Source organism: Streptomyces albireticuli, assembly GCF_021228125.1.
GTDB lineage: Bacteria > Actinomycetota > Actinomycetes > Streptomycetales > Streptomycetaceae > Streptomyces > Streptomyces albireticuli.
Window position 1 is genome coordinate 1 of record NZ_JAJQQS010000037.1, and the last position, 16,712, is coordinate 16,712.

The window sequence follows — 16,712 nt, forward strand, 5'->3', positions numbered from 1 at the left end:
ATGAGGAAGGTCGAGTGCGGCAGGATGGGGAACCAACAGGGCTCCTGTGCCGGTGGGTTGAGACTTCGAACACCTCCCTCAACGGCGCGGGAGCCCTGTGCGTTGCGGTCCTCGTCCTGACTCGGTCAGGCTCACTCGATCAGCGGTCACTCTGAAAGAGCTCAGTGAGTCTCTTTTGCCTTGAACCTTGAAGGGTGAAAGGCCTGGTCAGATGGGGTGTGGCGACATGGCAGAGCCCTTTTCGTTGGGGTGTTGATCCCACTCGACACTGGCGCCAAGGGGCTCTGTGAGTTTGTTATTCTTCCATGCTCACGTCCCGCACGAGCCCGTCGAGCATGTCGCGTGGCTGGCCCACGCACGTCGGGGGGCTCCGCCCCGAAGTCTCCTGTCTGATCCCAAGCAGTACGTTATTGACCTCTTCTGCACGGGTGGACTGGCCAACATCCCTGCGGAATTTCGGAAACATGACCGAACGCAGCGGTTAGCCAAGTGACCTTTCGGATGAACGCTGGGAGCTGATCGCACCGGTCCTCACCGCCTGGCGGGACGAGCGCCGCAGACGCAAGGCTGTTCCAAAGTCTTTTCGGTTTGGTGAAGGTGCTGGTCAGGGTGTGGTTCCGAGGAGGTCGAGAGGGCGGGTGAAGGGTTGATAGGACATCTCGCGGAGGCCGGCGGCGATGCTGGTGTGGCCATGTTCCCGGAGTTGATGGCGAGGTTGCGCAGGGCTGCTATGTTCTCGGGACCGCGTCCGGTGCGGTGCCGGGTGATCCTCATGGCCTGGGCGGCGTGGGGAAAGTCCAGATCGTCGACGGTCAGAACCTGGACGGCCCGGGTCTCCATGCGGCCGTGGCCCTGACCGCAGTCGTAGGACCTTCGCCGTGGCGCGCTGCCAGGGCAGGTCTTTCAGCTGCTGGTGGAGGAGGGGCTGGTTCCTCTTCACGGTGAACGCGTAGTGGGCCCGCTTGGCTTCGACGAGGAACGCCGCATGGTCACGCTGGATATGCAGGGCGTCTGCCGTCACCACGATGCCCGCGAGATCGAATGGCTCCAGCGGGGCCGTGAAGCAGGTGATTCTATTCGTCTTGGCCGGTACTCGTGGACCAGCCGTGCCGGTGCAGCAGCCGTCACACCCCCGCGACCGAGCAGGTGACGCGGAGCTGCCTGCCGATCACCGCCTGGACCCGTGCCAGCGTCCATCGCTGGTCGTCCCAGCCGTGCCCGGCCGGCCCCCTGGCCAGCTCCTCCTCCAGCCGGGCGAACCGCTCATCGGAGAGCTTCGGCAGCTTCGCCGGGCCCGCGGTCCGGCCTGTTCGGCCTGCGGCGCCCCGGCACGCGCGCCTTCCCCGTAACCGCTGGAGCGGTCCCGGCAGATCACTTTCACCTCGGGGTGGCCGCTGAGCCAGGCGGCCAGGTCCTCGCCCTCACGTCCGTCGTAGAGGTGCAGCGGCCGGTGGGTGGCCATGTCGATCAGCACCGTGCCGTAGTGGCGGCCTTCGCGGAAGGCGAAGTCGTCGACACCGAGTACCTCGACCTCGCCGATCTCCGGTTCGGGCAGGGCTCTGATCAGCCGCAACAGCGTGTCCTTGCCCACCGTGATGCTGACCGCGGCCGCCAGGCGGGCTCCAGCCCGACCGGCCAGGGCCAGCCCGATCTGTGTCAGCAGCCCGCGCAGCAGTGGGGTGTAACGGCTGTGTGGTGTGGTCAGCCCGGTGATCTGTTCAGCGAACGTCACCGCCGTGCAGCCAGGTTTCTCGCAGCGGAATCGCCGTGCGAGTAAATCGATCACGACACCGGTGCCGCCCACGGCGACGTCCCGCAGCCTGCGCACGTACCGACCGTGCACCCGAGCTGACCCCTGTCTGCACCGGCAGGCCCCGGTTGCCGCCGGCACCCGCGTCCTCAGCACCACTTTCTCCTGCCGTCGCTCGATCTCCTCGATCAGCAACGCGGACAGGTCGGAAAAAGCTCTAGGAGCACATCACGAGAGCAGGTAATACATGATCGCAAACACTCGGCACAAGCCGCTCAACGTCCGGATCACAAGATCGTCGACAGAACCCGGACCTTCTCGTGGATGGCGTCGATGAACACCACCGATGGAGAAACCGCCCGGGGTTCAAGGGGCGGTTCTGCCATTTGGCCACGCTGCCCATGGTTTTGTCGGTGATCGTGGAGATCGTCTGGCGGGAGGCCTCGGTGGGGTAGACCCCGGTGGGGTAGACCTCGGCGAGGTGGGCCTGGACTTCGCCGGTGGTCAGAGAGGGAAACGACGGTCTCGTCGATGCCAGGCAGCCTCTTCTGACATTCCTTGACGATCCGCAGAAATAGAATCCTCGCGAATTCCGTCGATTTATGTAAGTTTGCGGGCAGTAAAGCTTGGGGGTTCCCTTGGTAAACGCAAGTCAATCAACAACGATGCTTTCGGCTGTTTCCGAAAAACCGACAGGTCTCTTGACTTTCCGCCCCTTAGCTCGGCAAGCTACTGGTAATTAGGAACCGGAATATCGTAGTGGAGTTTGAGGTCAGCCCCAATGTGATTTATTATTAAACTTCTTCGTTGGATGGTTAAAATATATCGGTGGGCTTGAAGTTCCTCTTCATGATTTTAGCCATCAGCCAAGAAAGATGTCCAAACAGTGCATTTTAAAAGCGATCAACCTTAAACAAAATCTAGTAGGAGTGAGAGTGCATTCCATTCGCAGGATATCGGTGGCGGCGCTAGCCGCGTTTCTACTATCAAATGGTACGTCCGCATTCCCCTTCGCAGCACCTGCCGCCTTTGCTGACAGTGGGAATGTCGCCAAATCCCGAGCAGTTGAGCCGACCTTAGATAACCTGAAGATCTGCACCTATAATATTATGTTCCTGGGGGCGGCGGGCAACTGGGACCCTTCTCAACGGGCAGATAAAATCGCAGGTCTTGAAGCCCTTAAGCTCTGCGATGCGATTGTATTTACAGAAATGTTCCATACGAAAAATATACTCACCGGGAGTAATCCTTCGCAGGAGTTATTGAGCAAGCTTGAGGCGAATGGATTTAAATATCGCACCGATGTGATTGGGAAGAACCCCGAGGATACATCCCCGGCCTGGGATGAGACGAGCCCACGCGGAATTAGTGTTAACGACTACGTGAAGGGTGGAGTGGAGAACGGCGGGGTAGCGATCGTCAGTAAACATGAGATTATTAAGAGGAAGCAGCTGATATTTCCTAGCGGGTGTGGGGCAGATCATCACTCTGCCAAAGGCGCGGCATATGCGCAGATTAAAGTTGGAGACAAATATGCGAACATCATCGGAACTCACTTACAGGCCGACGATAAAAGTTGGATCCCTCCTCGGTGTGAAGAAAAAGACGGCGTATGGTCGTTCGTGCAGAAGCGGGATGAAGAGCTTCAGCTGATTGATAAATTTGTCGAGGATCAAAATTTACCGAAGGATCAAATGGCAATTTTCGCCGGTGATCTAAATATCAATCTATGGGGCACTGCGAAATCTATTAACGGGAAGACGGAGTATGAGAATCTAATCGATAGGATGAAGCTGCATCCAGCCGACAAGTATCTAGGGTGGCAGTACTCTTTTGACACTGAAGTTAATACGATCGGTAAGTATCGGTACGGAAAAAAATATAATGTGGATGCAGGAAATGATGCACCGGAGTACCTTGACTACATCCTTCCGCGTGAAGGCTACTATAAGCCGGCGCATTGGAACCAGAGGGTAACTCCCGCGTTTGCCCGGTATGAAGTCAGAGGCAAAGCCGGAGAGCACTACCCGCAGACGAGTCCCAGTGACCACGACCCAGTAATAGCCGGAGATATCTCCGCCGACGAAAGCAAATATAAGCTGCACGTAAACAAAGTCACCGTAAAGAAATTTGACGATGAATGCACATTCCCTGCAGGGAAATTGTATAAATGCGGATGGGAGTATTATGGAGAGGTTCGGGTAAAGGGAGCCCAGTCAGGGAATCCCCCGAACCCTTCTACGGCTTTAATGTGGCAGAAGAGCAAGAGTGATGCGACTGCATGGAACGGACCTCCCACTACACCGCCGCCGCATGTGCTTTATGACGGAAAGTCTTCAGACAAAGATGTGATATCTAATTCTGGATTTGCCATCCATGTTGATCTAATGGATTGGGATAGTGGACCGAATCCTGACGACTTTGTTGCTTATGGAACGTATTACTGGGCTCCTGAGGACGGAGTCGGAAATAAAACGGTAAATCTGTGGGGGGAGGATGGTGGTGATGTCGAAATCGAATACACTGTCTCCAAAGTGGAGTAAGAATTTCAGGGCGGTCGCTGACTGGTGGTATTGGTAGGATTTTCAACGGAGTCTGTGAGTTCTTTCAGTGTTGCGGCTCCAGGGTGAGGACGGCAGTGGCGATTGCCGCCATTCGATTGGGGCTGCACCGGGGCTTTGCGGAAGATCCGCCAGGATTTCAGACGGGCCCACGCCCCGCTCGACTGGTGGCCGTGTTGCGGAAAGCGTGCGGTTGATAGTTCGCTGGATAGTCGGGGGCGGCTTCGCGTAGGGCACGCAGCAGCCCGGGCGCGCTGACACCGCAGCAGCCCGACGGCTGCTGCGGTGTCAGCGGGGGCAGTGCCGCCTGCGATGCCGAAACCAGCGGCGAGCTGGGTAAGGGTGTCATGCCGGCGCAGGTACACCAGCCCGACGAGGGCACGCCGAAGCGGCGGAAGTTTGCAGCGGCGGTCACCCTCACGGGTGACGATGAGCAACGTGACCCACTCGACCAGCGCATGAGGCAGGTCGAGTACGGCAGGATAGGGAACCAACGAGGCTTCTGTACTGACGGGTTGAGACTTCGAACATCTCCCCCAACGGCACGGGAGCCTCGTACGTTGCGGACACCACCACCCCCACCCGATCAGTGACCACACTGAAAGAGCTCACTGCACGGAACAACTCGGGCCCCGTGAACGCACCCGGCATTGCTCACTATGCTCTCGCGGGTCTTGTCTGCTCCTCAGCTGCGTGCGGAGCGAGAACCGGCACGGGTGCACACTTCGTACACCGGCGCCTCTGCCGCGCCTCTCCTTTGACGGCGGCCGCAGGCAACGGCTCCTCCTCAAAGGCCCGTCCGCACTGCGATCTGTTGGCAAGGCATCCCGGCGTCTGCCCTGGCCTGTGCAATGGTGTAGAGAGGCGGTTATGCCCCACAGTTTGTTCGAACGTGTCCGCAAGGTGTCTGACGAGGTCATGGACCCGCGCTTCCGCGTTGTGTGTGATGATCATATCCATCAGGCCACTCGGTGGTTGATGGACGAGACTTTCGCGGCTTTCCATGGTGCCGATCGCAGCTTCGTCCGTGAGTTCCAGGCGGGTGGTTTTTCCCCTCGGGTCCTGGAACTTGCTCTGTTCGCCGCGTTCCAGGAACAGGGACACGTCCTGGAGCGCACCGGTGGTGCGCCCGACTTCCTCATCGGAGGGTTCCCCCCGGTGGCTGTCGAGGCCACTACCAGCACCCTCCCCCTCGAAGCCGGACGGCGAAAAGCGCAGCAGCGGCGGGAGGTCGCCGCGCTCGTCGTACACCGGACCGCAGCTGTCCATGAGCCCTCGGATCTACGCGGTGCTGGAGCCGGTGCACTGGCTGCTGGCCCGGGTGAACAACCCGTTCGTCATCCGGAAGATCGCCCGGGAGGTCGGCCGCCAGCTGACGGTCGGGGTGGACGCTGAGCGACTGCAGCACTGGCTGACCGTTCGGTTCGCCAAGGTGACGACCTCGGAGATCCGTGACCCGGGCGGCTGCTCGGGGTCGCGCTGCCGCGCTGGGGCTGCGGACACCTGGACTGCGAGTCCGGGGTGCGCTGGTCGAACGGGATGCGCTGCGCCGTGTGCGAGGAAGTCGTCGCCGACAAGCTCGCCGCCCGCCAGCGCGCCCAGCGTCTGGAGCAGGGCCTGTGCCCCGAGCACGGCAGCACGCCCGGTCGGTCCGGCGTCTGCCCGGACTGCGAGCTCCAGCAGGCAACCGGCGGAGGCAGGGCACCGTTGCCGGCACCGCGTGAGCCGGAGGGCCTGCCGCGCGGCTCCTGCGGCGAGTGCGGGTGCCGGATCTTCCTGACCGGCCGGGCGCTCGAGGACGGCCTGTGCAAGCTGTGCCGTGAGGAAGCTGCCACGCTGGCCGCGCCCCTGCCTGCCGTGCCCGACTCTCCAGCCGGACCGTTGACCTGCCCCGGTACGGACGGAGTTTCGTGCGGCCGCCTGGCCCTGCCGACCCGGAGTGTCTGCGCCCGCCACCTCGTCCAGGAGCTGGCTCTGACCGATGCGGGGGCGTCCTGATGAGCGACAAAGAGACCGCAGGACCGAAGCTGACGTGGAGGGCTTGGAGGACAAGGCGGTGGCACAAGCCCGCGAGAAGGCCCGGGAGCGGCTGATGGTGGGCGAGTGTGGACCACCCCCCCCAGCCATCCGGAGGGGGCCTCGTGAACACACCCGGTTCACACGGTCCGGTGCTGCACGACGCGCTGGGCTTACCTGCCGACTTCACCGGCTTCTTCTCCCTCTACCACCACCCCTACCTCCAGTACGCCCACCTCCAGCTCGGCGATACAGCCGACGCCGAATGGGTAGTCGAGGAGACCTTCTGCCAGCTGGCACTGCAGTTGGAGTCACGCGCTCCAGCAACCCAGCCTCCCGGCCTTCGCACTGGCCGCCCTGAAAGAGAAGATCACCAGCCTGATGGCCGCGAGGCGACGGTCGCGCGGGGCTCTGGTGGAGACCGCCGCCTTCACCGCGGTCATGGACGCCGCCCGCTCGTGCCTCCAAGTCCTGGAATCCCGCCCTCGGCCTCTACGCCGCCATCACCCGCCTGCCCGAGCGCCAGTACGACGTCATCGTCCTGCGCTACGTCCTCGGCTACCCCACAAGCCGCGTCGCGGAGATCATGGGCATCTCACCCGCCACGGTCCGCTCCCACGTGCGCGGAGCACGACGACGCCTCGCCCACGACCTGCACCTCGAGTGGGTCGACGAAGCGGAGGAGTGATCATGAGGCACCGGAAAGAAGGACCCGCCGACGACGGCCGCCCGTCTGGGGGCACGAGCGGCCGGACGAGGTCCAGGGCAGGGGCGGTCAGAGCAACCCTCCGAGCGGCAGAACCCGCTCGGTGAGCTGTCCGTGCAGCCTTCCCCGGGCGGTGTCGGCTTCGGTGAGCCAGTCGGCGGCAATCAGCTGCGCGGCGTGCTCGGCGACGTTCTCGGGTGGCACGGCGCAGAACGCGGCGACCTTGTCGAGGTGGAGTCCGTCGTCCTCAGCGGTCCCGAGGTGGCCGTCGGGGCGGGTGTGGGCGGCGGTGTACAGGGCGAGGAGGCGGGTGGTGGCTCCCAGTTTCTTCTTGCGGATCTTGCGGTCTCCCACGGTCTTCTGGGCCCAGCCGGAGATCCTGGAGCGGGTGGTCTTGCCGAAGGCGAACGGGCGGGGCTGCCCGGGCAGCAGCGCGGGGATGGTGAACGCGGTGGGGTTCTCGGGCCGCGAGGCGAGAGCTTCGGTGACGGTGCCGGGCAGGCGCAGCCAGTCGGCCGCGACGAGTTGCTGAAGTACTTTCCCGGCGTCCTCGGGTAGCCAGCTGGTGAGGTCTTGTCCGGTGATGTTGCCGGTGCCGGCGCGCGCGGCCCGCAGAGCGAGGAGGAGCACCGCGAGGCGCACCTCGGCGTCGGGGTGCGGGGCGTGGGCCTGGACGTAGTCCAGCACGGTGCGGGCGGGCTGGGCCTGGCCCCGGGTCAGCAGCCGTTCCACCACCGGCCCGTCCCCGCCCGCCGTACCGCCGGCTGGCAGGCCGCCACGGCTCTCATGCATGTCCCAGGTGGTTTGCGCGGCGGTCTGGGCGCGTTGTGCCTCGTGGCGCAGGGATCCGTCGCCGGTGGCGTCGGCCCACAGGGCGAACGCGCGGGCTTTACGCTCATGGAGCTGGGCCAACAGGGCGAGGTCGGGTTCGGGGCGCCGCTGGTAGGCACGGAATGCGTCGCCGAGCTCGATGAGCTCCGCGCGCAGCGCCTCGGGCTGGAGGTCGTAGGGCACGATCCGCTGCGCGATCTTCCCCCACCGCCGCGCCCGCCGGGCCGTCCCAGCGGGCGAGGCGGTGCGGGCGTGGGGGAGCGGAGCCGGCCCGGTGACCGGGGGAGAAGGGACAACGCCGGAGGGGGAGGTGGCGGACGGGGCGCGGTCGGAGGACACCGCCACCGCACCACCCCCGGCTTCGCCGCCCTTTCCTGGTCCGTCACGGCCGTGGCCGCAGTGGGAGGGGTCGGGGGCGGGGCTGTGTCCAGGATCCGGCAGTCGGGCATGGCGGCCGCGCAGCGCGCGCAGGTCTCCGCGATCCGCCACAGCCGCCCGGCACGGTCCGCGCACACCGCCAGGACCACCGGGCCCCCGCACTTCACTGCTTCCGATGCCGGCCGCGCACCGGCGCCCCGACCGATGAGGGTGCTGGGGTCGGGGGTGTGCCAGGCGCAGTCGGCGGCGCGGCAGCCGCACCAGGCCCTGGGGCGCGGCCCGCCGCCTGCGCGGATGTGGGCCAGGTGCATGTTGATGTGCCCGACCGCGGCCTTGCGCCCCGCGGCCGTACTGGGGAAACGCTGATCAGGGCAGGCCGGGTGGGAGCAGGAAAGCCGGACCGTGCCGGCGGAGGGACGGCCGTCAGGGTCCAGGCGCACCATCCACTCCCGCCCCGCGACGAGCTCCTCCTGCATACCCGCCTCCACCACCATGTGCGAACTCCCAGCCTTTGCTTAATCCGTTGCCCGGCAGTCCCCATCATCAAGGATCCGGCCGGACAACCCCTGGGGGAAACGGGTTTCGGGCCCGGCGCGCCCTGCGCACCCGCGAAAAGGGGCAGGCTGCCCACGGGGACATCAGACCGGCCGGGCTGATAGGTGACCAGCCCGTGCACTCCGTCGTTGTCGTACGTGAGGCCCGCTGCTCCGGCACGGTCTCCGGTCGGGATCTGGAAGCCCCCGAGGACGAGGGCAGGTTCGTGGCCGCGAGTGCACACGAGGCCCGTCCCCTGCAATGGACCCCCTGGGGGCGGGCCTCACCCGGGCCCAGGGCCTCGAAGAGGAGACAGCTCGCGGCGCCTCTCCAGCGACGGCGCGTTCACCGTCGCCGCGCGGCCGTCGGCACCAGGTCGTCGACGAGCCGGGCGAGGGCGGTGATCGAGGAGTGCGCTGGCACGCGCCTGATTCCCACGCACACCCGGGACAAAGCGCCGGGCTCCGGCTACATCTGGTCGTCCGGGCGATTCTCCGGGGTGGTGGGACGGGGCGGCCGCCGCAGCGCACGGCGCTCCCGTAACTTCTTGGTGGACCAGCCGACGGTGGTGAAGGTCAGGCCGGCGGCGAGACTGCCGAGGAACTCGGGCAGCGTGGAGCAGAGGATCTCGTACACGGACGAATGGGCGCACACAAAGGGGCCCGACCGCGCGCCGCGTCCTTTCGCGAGTACGCCAATGGCCGGATGAAGGGGAGGCCGTTCCGGGCCCGCAGACGGAAATGCTCTCACCGGGATAAGAGCAGGGGACTCCTGTTCCGGGGATGCGCCTCTTGGGGCCCATCTTTCCCGTCGGCCGCGCTGAGGCGCAGCTGTTCGGTTCTTTATCCTGGTATATGAGGAATCTTCTTGCTTGTGCGGAATCTGGCCTTCGAGTGCGGCCTGACAGGCGCTGGTATCCGACGCGGCCGCACTTCGGCGCTTCCAGGGCGCGTGAAGCGCGCGGTCGGTGCTCGGCCTGGCTCGGTCGGCGGTGCGGCGACCGGCGAGCGCGATATCGTGGGGCCTTGATGCCCGCCCGGCGCCCTCACCCCGTCAGATGGGAGCGAGCTTTGTGAGCGCACAGCCCGCAGAGCCGTACGGCCGGCCGGAGCGCCCGCGCCGCCCGGATACCGTCCTTGCCGTGCTGCGTGCCCTGCCCCGACATCTGCGCCACCAGTTCGCCGACACCCTCGCGGGCGCTCCCGACGACAAGGCCGTCACGCATCTCGTCGGGCTGTGGGGCGGTATCGCGGTCTTCGAGAAGAAACCGGCGGTGCACGCCGCGTTCGACCAGGCCGACGCCGGCACCCTGCCCGTGGTGCCCCACGAGGCTGCCCGGTGACCTACCGCGCCGCCTTCACGCCGGACGCGGACAAAAAGTAGGCGTCCCTCGACGAGTACGACCAGCGCCTCCTGGACGCCGCCCTCACCAAACTGGTTGCCGGCCCCTTCGACCCGGCGGTGTCCATCGCCTACCCCGGGTGAGGCAGAGACGACTTCCGCTCCGGCTGATCATTCCTTTGGCGGGCTCGGTGCGCAGCAGGGGGTCCACACAGTGCTGGGCATGGGAGCCATGGTCCCGCACGTCTTCTCGGGGGCGCCCGGTCTTGGGGACCAGGCGACCAGCGGATGGCGTTAAGCCCGGATCCCCACGGGGTTGATGATGGACGGCCCTCTGGCAGCGTTGAGGGACAGTGCGCCACAATGCGGTATGGGCCTGGGCATATAGTCCTCAGGTTCACCTGATAGGGAGGAATCCCATGAACGCAAGACGTTCTGCCCTCGCCACCGCTACGGGGCTGCTCGTCCTCTCGACGGCCGGATGGGCCCCGGCCGCCCCCGCCGCTCCCGCGCCCAAGGCGCTGGTAACGTGTGAGGGCGCTTCCTGCGACGGCGCCGACCCGAACCAGACCGGCTGTGCCTCGGGACGGGCGACGACCCTGGAGAGCAAGTCGTATCTCGGCAAGGGGATCCGGCTGCGGTACAACCCGGACTGCCGGGCGGCTTGGGCGCAGCTGACCGAGGGGAAGTCCGGGGACGACGCCCTGGTGCAGGACGACCAGGGGCTGACGTATCACCGGCCGATCTCGTCAGGCACGGACACGTACTCACCGATGGTCAGCAATAAGGACCCCCGGAAGGCCCGTGCGTGCGTGACGGTTCCGGGCAGCGGGCAATCGTGCACCGGCTACCACTGAGGCGAGGGACAACGCGCAGGACGGCCCGCACTCGGGAGATTGCCCGTGTCAAGCAGGCGGGGCCTCGGTGGTGCGGGGTGTCAGCCCTCGCGGCTCCGATGACTCGGTCGCCTGTGGCGGGTCAGCGGGTGCCCGCCGGGGGCGGGCCGATGAAACGCTCCGGCTCGATGAGCCCGGCGAGCTCGGCGAGGCCGAGCAGGTAGGGGCGGGCAGCGACCTGGGCCTCGCGCAGCGCACGGCGGACGTCCTGCAGCGGCAACTGGCCCGAGCGATGACCCGCGGCCGGGAAGCGAGCAGCGCCCTGCTCACCCCGTACGAGCGGTCGGCGTACCACAGCAGGTGCAACGGTTCGAGACCACCGGCGAGCAGCACCGCCAGCACCGGACCATAGTGATTGCCGCAGTGGGGAAGCTGACTCGCACCACCGCGCCCAAGGGCCGTGAGCACGTAGCCACCGAGCTCGCCGAGGCACTGGCCAAGGAACAGCGCCTGCGCCAGGAGCTCGACCGCCAGTCGGACCTAGTGGAGGCCGCGGATACTGCCCTGAGAGCCGACGCGAAAGCTCGGGCGGAGAAGCAGGCTGTGATCGCGGCCGGGCAGAAGGCGGAGCAGAAGCTGCTCCTGGCGCTGCGCAGCCGACTGTCCGGCGTCATCAGCCGCAGGAGGCTGTTGCCGGCGCCCTCCTCTGTGTACGGACCCCCGCCGCCGTAGTATTCCGCCACGGTAGGGCAGGCGGGCCGTCCTTCTGGCATTTGGGTCTGATGGCTGCTGGTCAGGGGGCGGATGACGGGGGCAGGACGCGGTCGAGGTACTCCCTCATCACCTTCTCGTCGAGCTTGCCGTCGAGGGCCAGGGCCGTGCGCAGAGACCGCGCGCTGATCTGGCGGGGGATCTCCATACGCCGCTCGGCGTCGCCGATGATCTCGCTGATGACGTACCGGGCGTGGTTGGGGTGGTGGCGGATGAACCAGTCCAGCATGCGGGCCACGTCGTGCAGGATGCCGAAGAACACCGGGTCCTCGTCCTCGCTGTGGAGACTGCGGTAGAGCTCCAGTCCGCTGGCGAACTCGTCCAGGACGGCATGCCGGAGGGTCGCCGCGAGCCCCTCCACGGGAAGGATGTCCTTCAGGCCGGCCGCCACCTCCCATGCCAGTTCGTCGGAGACCTGGCGGACCGCGGCCTCGTTGCGGTGGCGCAGGACCCAGCGTTTGCGCCGCTCGGGGTGCTCCCACAACAGCGAGTAGAAGGTTCTGGCGAACCGCTCGCGCAGGTCGGCCTTTCCGACCGGCAGGGTGTCCTTCCCGCTGGAGGCGACGGTGGCGGCCACGCTGTCGGATGAGCGGCGGCGGGCCTCGGCCCAGTCCTCGGCGACCGGGCGGGCCCACATGCTGCGGCCGGCGACGGTGGCCTGCGGCGGCGGCACCGCGCCCTCGCCACGGGAGTTGTAGGCGCGCAGGGTGGAGGCGGCGATGCCGGCCAGCTTCGCCACGTCGGGAGCGCCCAGCAGCTGGTCGCCGGCCAGCTCGGGCGCGGAGAGCCGCACCACGCACCCGGACAGCGGCGCCTCCTCCCCGCGCTCCTTGCGGCGTGCGGCCCACAGCGCCAGGTCGTCGAGCCAGCGGTCCGCGCCTGGGGCCTCTGGGGCTTCCGTGTCGAAGTTCGCGATCGTGAGCACCCGTCCCTGGGCGGGGTCGGCGCTGTCGTCGAGCAGTTCGGCGGCGGTGACCGTGCGGGCGGCCTTCACCGGGCGGCGGTCGTAGCGCTCGCTGGCGCCGTCCCACACCTGACCGGGGTGATACCAGGTGGTGCCGTCCCACCAGTACCCGCCGGTCCGGTAGAGCAGCACGTCGCCCCACCACTGGGTGTGCATGCTGGCGGCGTCGTCGTCGCGCATGATCAGGACCGACCGGCCGTGCTCGGGGTGGTAGCGCACGCGCCAGGCCAGGTCATGACGGATCGGATCGGTGGTGAACGCCCGCCACCCGCCGCCGTGGTCGCGATCCTCGCGGCCCCACATGCCGTCGCCGACGTTGCGGCCGACCGCCTCGATGGCGCGCCGGTCCTCCACGGGGATGTGCGAGTCGTCCACGAACGGCGGGTCGGGCACGGGGTGGTCGGTACGGAGTCCGTTGGCGAGCGGGCGAAGAGTGTACATCAAGTGTGTTGTACCTTCTGCGAGGCGAGTGATGCAGAGGTGCTACAGCGCGGAAGATACCTACTCTCACAGCGCCACGAAACCCTGTTTGAGCCCGCGAGTTGAGAACCCGGGAACACCCCGGGCCGGATCGTGCGGTAGGCAATATTCCGCTTCTTTGTGGGGCCGCCTAGCTTCCTGCGGACGTTCCTGGTCGTTGGGCAGCAGGTGACGCAGACACCGACCGCCGATACCCGCGCCCGGGCGCCGCACGTCCCACGCGGTCCCTCCGTTGGGTGGGCGGCGAAACGCCCGACGTCGACCTGATCCGCGTCGCACGAGCCGTAGGCCCCGCCCGGTCGCCGCTGCACCGCCACCCGTCGCCGTGCCCGAGCTGGTGAAGACGGGGGAGGAGGTCTGTGAGGACTCCCCGTCCGTGGTCGCAGCCCACCGGGTTGCGTGCCCGGAGTAGTGGGTGGAGTTGATCATCACCCCCGGGAGCGCTCCGGATCGGGCCCTCGCCGCAGTCCGGGAGCTGCCCTGCGGAACGGCGTCGGCCGGGCTCAGTGTCGAATGTCCTGTCGCTCTTCAGGGAGCTCTTTCGCGGGTCCTTGCAAGGAAGAGTGCGGCGACCCTTCCCGCACTGGGGATCGAGAAGGTGTCGAGTGTATGCGTTGATGCATGCGCTGGTGCATACTGGCGTGTATGGCTGACACCAGCGTAAGGATCGACACGAGTACGCGGGACCGTTTCAAGGCTCTGGCCGCCGCGCGCGGGATGAGCCTGGCCGCCTATCTCGACGAGTTGTCGAAGCAGCAGGAGCACCAGGCCCACCTCGGACAGGCGACCGCCGCCTTCGACGCCGCGGTCGAGCGTCCCGGCTTCGCCGAGGCCTTCGACGCCGCGTTCGGCGGACTCCCCAAGGTCTCCGGCCTCAGCCGTTCGACCTCCCGGGCGGCCTGACCTTGGAACTGCACATAGACGTCCGGTGGCTCCTCGACCGGCAAGAACGCGTACTCGGCAAGGACCTGCAGGTCCGTGATTACTCGGCCCTGGTCGCGGCCATCGCCCGGCACCGGGTGAACACCCCGCACCTGGAGGTCGGCGACCCCGACGCCTACTGGCGGGCCGCCGCCCTGCTCGACACGCTCGTCCTGCAGCGAGCACTGCCCGCACGCAACGAGCTCTACGGATACGGCGTCGCCGTCGCCTACATCGAAGCCTCCGGAGAAACCGTCGTCGCGAGCGAACACCAGTGGATCCAGCTGATCGAGGACATCAAGGCCCTGCGCGTGGACACCTTCGACATCGCCGACCGCCTCCGCTCCTGGCAACCCTGATCTCTTGGTGATGCCTCGGCGTGTGTGTCGCGGCAGTACACCGGCACGGCGGGGAAGGTCACCAACTGCCAGGCAGGCGTGTCTCTTCATCTGGCCTCCGATCACGCGTCGGCCGCCGTCGACTGGCGTCTGTTCCTCCCGCAGACCTGGGACCCGGCGTCCCCGAAGGCCGACCCGGTCAAAGTCGGCCGACGCACCGGGTGCGGTATTCCGGCCGACGCCGGCCATGTCGAGAAGTGGCAGCTGGCTCTGGACATGGTCGATGAGACGCGGTCGTGGGGCGTCGATGTTCCGCTGGCTGTTGCCGACGGTGGATACGGGGACACCGCCGCTTTCCGCCTCGGCCTCGAGGAACGCGGACTGCACTACGTGGTGGGAATCTCCACCACCGTGACCGCACACCCCGGCGATGCAGTGCCGACCGTTCCGTCCTACGGCGGATACGGCCGTCCACCGACAGCGCAGTACCCCAGCCCGGCCAGGAGCGTGAGACAGTTGGCCATCGATGCCGGACGGTCCGCGGCCAGACCGGTGCAGTGGCGCGAGGGCTCCCGCCCCGGCACCGGCCGTAGCGGCCTGAAGCGCATGTACGGACGGTTCATCGCCTTGCGGGTCCGCCCCGCCGGACGGAAAGTCCAGCCAGGCCGCCCGGAGTGCGGAACTGCCCGCGTGTTGGCTGCTGGCCGAATGGCCCGCCACCGAACCCGAGCCGGTCCAGTTCTGGCTCGGGAACCTCCCCGCCGAGACCCCGCTGACCACGCTGGTGCGGCTGGCGAAGCTCCGCTGGCGGATCGAGCACGACTACCGCGAGATGAAACAAGCCCTGGGCCTGGCCCACTTCGAAGGCCGGACCTGGAACGGGTGCCACCATCACGTCACCCTGGTCTCCGCCGCCCGCGCCTTCTGCACCCTCCAGCGACTGGCCCGAGCCCCAAAAGAAACGGCGCCGGCCTGACCCTCTACCGGATCGTCCGCGAACTGCAGACCCTTCTCGCCACCTGGACCGGCGCCTGCCCCACCTGTCACCGCGACATACCCGCACTCACACCAACCTGACCAAGCCCTACTAGGTTGTCGGTGAGGAAGGCGAGCGAGGTGATCGCCTGGTGGTCGCTGACGACGGCGACGGCCAGAGCGTCGAGGGGATGGGCGGCGCGTTCATGCAGCGCGGTCCGCTTGCCAGGCAGTGGGGTGGGGGCTGCGGCCGTGGGCGCTGAGGGCGGTCACGTGGGCGGCGATCCGGGCCAGGGCGACCTGGTCGTCGTAGTCGTGAAACGGGTCGGCCTGCATACGGGCCTGGGACAGGGCGTCCTCGGTGTGGCCGTCTTTCCGGTACCTCATGACCACTCAGCGCGTACGCCGCAAGGTTCGGCTGCTGGATCGCGTAACTCCGCAGGTCACCCCAGCGCGTCGTCCAGCACCGGACTGCGTGAACCGGGTGTGTTCGCAAGGCCCCTTCCGACTGCTCTGGTGGCCCACACTGGCTTATCGGCACGGCAGTCCCTATCACCGGTGGACGACGCTTCCTCGTGGGGCGCCGAGAGCCCCAGGGCTCTCACCACTCAGCCAACCGAAACCAGAGGCCCGTGCAGGCCCATGGACCGCCAGTTAAGGTGATAGGCGTACACCACCTTGCACACGCCCCCAGGGGAGGCGAGCGATGCATGGTAGCGCGGCAGGAAGAGGTCGCCGGGATGGCTCAAGGCACTGCGGCGGTCTGCCGCCGCAGCGACCCCCCGGCGCCAGGGGCACAGCTCATCGCCACCACACGGCCGCAGCGGAGCGACCGGTCTCCTGTCATAGGGCACGGTGGTCACGCCTCAACAGCGTCCGTAGGCCCGCTGGCCCCCCGTTATCTTCTCCACGGCCCGGCAATGGGGCTCCCGGCCTCCGGGGCCGGCATGACTTCTCCCCCTGTTGGACCACATGATCCGGGGGTGGTGTCACCGGGCCCGGAGGCACTGACAGACCGCTAATGGGGGCAGGACCGCCGCGTTTCGGCAGGCTCTTCATAACGTGGATGCCGGGGATCAGTGCCGCAGGTGAGGCCGGGCAGGCAAGACCTCTCGCTGGAGGAACGCACGTGACCGAGCTCGACCAGGTGAAGGTCTTCGTGGGCCTGGACAACAGTGAACCGAAGCTGCGTGAGCTGTTCACCAAGCTCCAGGCCAAGCACGGGACCGTGCTCGTCGTGGTCGACCAGCCCGCTTCCATCGGGGCCCTGCCACTGGCTGTGGCCCGCGACGCGGGATGCCGCGTCGCCT

The 16,712-nt window shown here is 66.7% G+C and carries 14 protein-coding genes and 4 pseudogenes; 10 read left to right on the forward strand and 8 right to left on the reverse strand.

Going from position 1 to position 16,712, the window contains the following annotated elements:
* Positions 1 to 1,168 precede the first annotated feature (1,168 nt).
* A complete protein-coding gene (locus LUZ64_RS35500; protein ID WP_211305056.1) occupies positions 1,169 to 1,945 on the reverse strand; it encodes a transposase in 777 nt (258 codons plus the stop codon).
* A 113-nt stretch (positions 1,946 to 2,058) separates the two neighbouring features.
* Positions 2,059 to 2,319, reverse strand: a pseudogene (locus LUZ64_RS35505) (transposase); the annotation flags it as partial.
* 306 nt (positions 2,320 to 2,625) lie between these two features.
* Between LUZ64_RS35505 and LUZ64_RS35510 the strand changes: the two are divergent.
* Positions 2,626 to 4,293, forward strand: a complete 1,668-nt coding sequence (locus tag LUZ64_RS35510; protein WP_143593219.1) for a sphingomyelin phosphodiesterase — start codon at positions 2,626 to 2,628, stop codon at positions 4,291 to 4,293.
* 64 nt (positions 4,294 to 4,357) lie between these two features.
* Here the strand turns inward: LUZ64_RS35510 and LUZ64_RS35515 are convergent.
* A pseudogene (locus LUZ64_RS35515) lies at positions 4,358 to 4,805 on the reverse strand (transposase family protein).
* A 1,057-nt stretch (positions 4,806 to 5,862) separates the two neighbouring features.
* On the opposite strand from LUZ64_RS35515, the gene LUZ64_RS35520 reads away from it, so the two are divergent.
* Complete coding sequence (locus LUZ64_RS35520) at positions 5,863 to 6,309, forward strand: hypothetical protein (protein ID WP_143593221.1); 447 nt, start codon at positions 5,863 to 5,865, stop codon at positions 6,307 to 6,309.
* A gap of 520 nt (positions 6,310 to 6,829) precedes the next feature.
* Positions 6,830 to 7,015 (forward strand): RNA polymerase sigma factor, encoded by a 186-nt coding sequence (locus LUZ64_RS35525; protein WP_308251465.1) that lies wholly within the window; start codon positions 6,830 to 6,832, stop codon positions 7,013 to 7,015.
* An 87-nt stretch (positions 7,016 to 7,102) separates the two neighbouring features.
* On the opposite strand, the gene LUZ64_RS35530 is transcribed toward LUZ64_RS35525, so the two are convergent.
* Together LUZ64_RS35530 and LUZ64_RS35535 are read right to left on the reverse strand one after the other, a co-directional pair.
* Entirely contained in the window at positions 7,103 to 8,209 is a 1,107-nt protein-coding gene (locus LUZ64_RS35530) for a hypothetical protein (RefSeq protein WP_232390619.1), read from the reverse strand.
* Positions 8,210 to 9,244: 1,035 nt separating this feature from the next.
* Positions 9,245 to 9,412, reverse strand: coding sequence for a hypothetical protein (locus tag LUZ64_RS35535; RefSeq protein ID WP_170116788.1), 168 nt, complete (start codon positions 9,410 to 9,412; stop codon positions 9,245 to 9,247).
* Positions 9,413 to 9,917: 505 nt separating this feature from the next.
* Here LUZ64_RS35535 and LUZ64_RS35540 point away from each other — a divergent pair.
* Positions 9,918 to 10,118, forward strand: coding sequence for a hypothetical protein (locus LUZ64_RS35540; RefSeq protein ID WP_095582075.1), 201 nt, complete (start codon positions 9,918 to 9,920; stop codon positions 10,116 to 10,118).
* A 418-nt stretch (positions 10,119 to 10,536) separates the two neighbouring features.
* On the forward strand, positions 10,537 to 10,974 hold the full coding sequence (locus LUZ64_RS35545) for a DUF2690 domain-containing protein (RefSeq protein ID WP_095582076.1): 438 nt from the start codon (positions 10,537 to 10,539) through the stop codon (positions 10,972 to 10,974).
* A gap of 121 nt (positions 10,975 to 11,095) precedes the next feature.
* Here LUZ64_RS35545 and LUZ64_RS35550 read toward each other — a convergent pair whose 3' ends face one another.
* The gene (locus LUZ64_RS35550; protein ID WP_170116789.1) at positions 11,096 to 11,233 is read right to left on the reverse strand and encodes a hypothetical protein; all 138 of its coding nucleotides are present in this window, start codon (positions 11,231 to 11,233) and stop codon (positions 11,096 to 11,098) included.
* A gap of 143 nt (positions 11,234 to 11,376) precedes the next feature.
* Between LUZ64_RS35550 and LUZ64_RS35555 the strand changes: the two genes are divergently transcribed.
* Entirely contained in the window at positions 11,377 to 11,685 is a 309-nt protein-coding gene (locus LUZ64_RS35555) for a hypothetical protein (RefSeq protein WP_143593223.1), read from the forward strand.
* Positions 11,686 to 11,746: 61 nt separating this feature from the next.
* Here the strand turns inward: LUZ64_RS35555 and LUZ64_RS35560 are convergent, their stop codons facing one another.
* Positions 11,747 to 13,129 carry a hypothetical protein gene (locus LUZ64_RS35560; protein ID WP_095582078.1) on the reverse strand — a complete coding sequence of 461 codons (1,383 nt, stop codon included), beginning with the start codon at positions 13,127 to 13,129 and terminating at the stop codon, positions 11,747 to 11,749.
* A 684-nt stretch (positions 13,130 to 13,813) separates the two neighbouring features.
* Between LUZ64_RS35560 and LUZ64_RS35565 the strand changes: the two genes are divergently transcribed.
* From LUZ64_RS35565 to LUZ64_RS35575, 3 genes and pseudogenes are all read left to right on the forward strand, one after another.
* The gene (locus tag LUZ64_RS35565) at positions 13,814 to 14,071 is read left to right on the forward strand and encodes an antitoxin MazE7 (RefSeq protein ID WP_095582079.1); all 258 of its coding nucleotides are present in this window, start codon (positions 13,814 to 13,816) and stop codon (positions 14,069 to 14,071) included.
* A gap of 2 nt (positions 14,072 to 14,073) precedes the next feature.
* On the forward strand, positions 14,074 to 14,448 hold the full coding sequence (locus LUZ64_RS35570) for a toxin Doc (RefSeq protein WP_095582080.1): 375 nt from the start codon (positions 14,074 to 14,076) through the stop codon (positions 14,446 to 14,448).
* A gap of 6 nt (positions 14,449 to 14,454) precedes the next feature.
* A pseudogene (locus tag LUZ64_RS35575) lies at positions 14,455 to 15,403 on the forward strand (IS701 family transposase); the annotation flags it as partial.
* Between the two features lie 203 nt (positions 15,404 to 15,606).
* Here LUZ64_RS35575 and LUZ64_RS35580 read toward each other — a convergent pair.
* Positions 15,607 to 15,789, reverse strand: coding sequence for a hypothetical protein (locus LUZ64_RS35580; protein ID WP_095582081.1), 183 nt, complete (start codon positions 15,787 to 15,789; stop codon positions 15,607 to 15,609).
* A 778-nt stretch (positions 15,790 to 16,567) separates the two neighbouring features.
* On the opposite strand from LUZ64_RS35580, the pseudogene LUZ64_RS35585 reads away from it, so the two are divergent.
* Positions 16,568 to 16,712 (forward strand): annotated as a pseudogene (locus LUZ64_RS35585) (IS110 family transposase); the annotation flags it as partial.

Coding starts and splice junctions, on each gene's coding strand:
- LUZ64_RS35560 (WP_095582078.1), bottom strand. CDS start 13,129: ATGTACACTCTTCGCCCGCTCGCCAACGGACTCCGTACCGACCACCCC.
- LUZ64_RS35565 (WP_095582079.1), top strand. CDS start 13,814: ATGGCTGACACCAGCGTAAGGATCGACACGAGTACGCGGGACCGTTTC.
- LUZ64_RS35545 (WP_095582076.1), top strand. CDS start 10,537: ATGAACGCAAGACGTTCTGCCCTCGCCACCGCTACGGGGCTGCTCGTC.
- LUZ64_RS35580 (WP_095582081.1), bottom strand. CDS start 15,789: ATGAGGTACCGGAAAGACGGCCACACCGAGGACGCCCTGTCCCAGGCC.
- LUZ64_RS35510 (WP_143593219.1), top strand. CDS start 2,626: ATGTCCAAACAGTGCATTTTAAAAGCGATCAACCTTAAACAAAATCTA.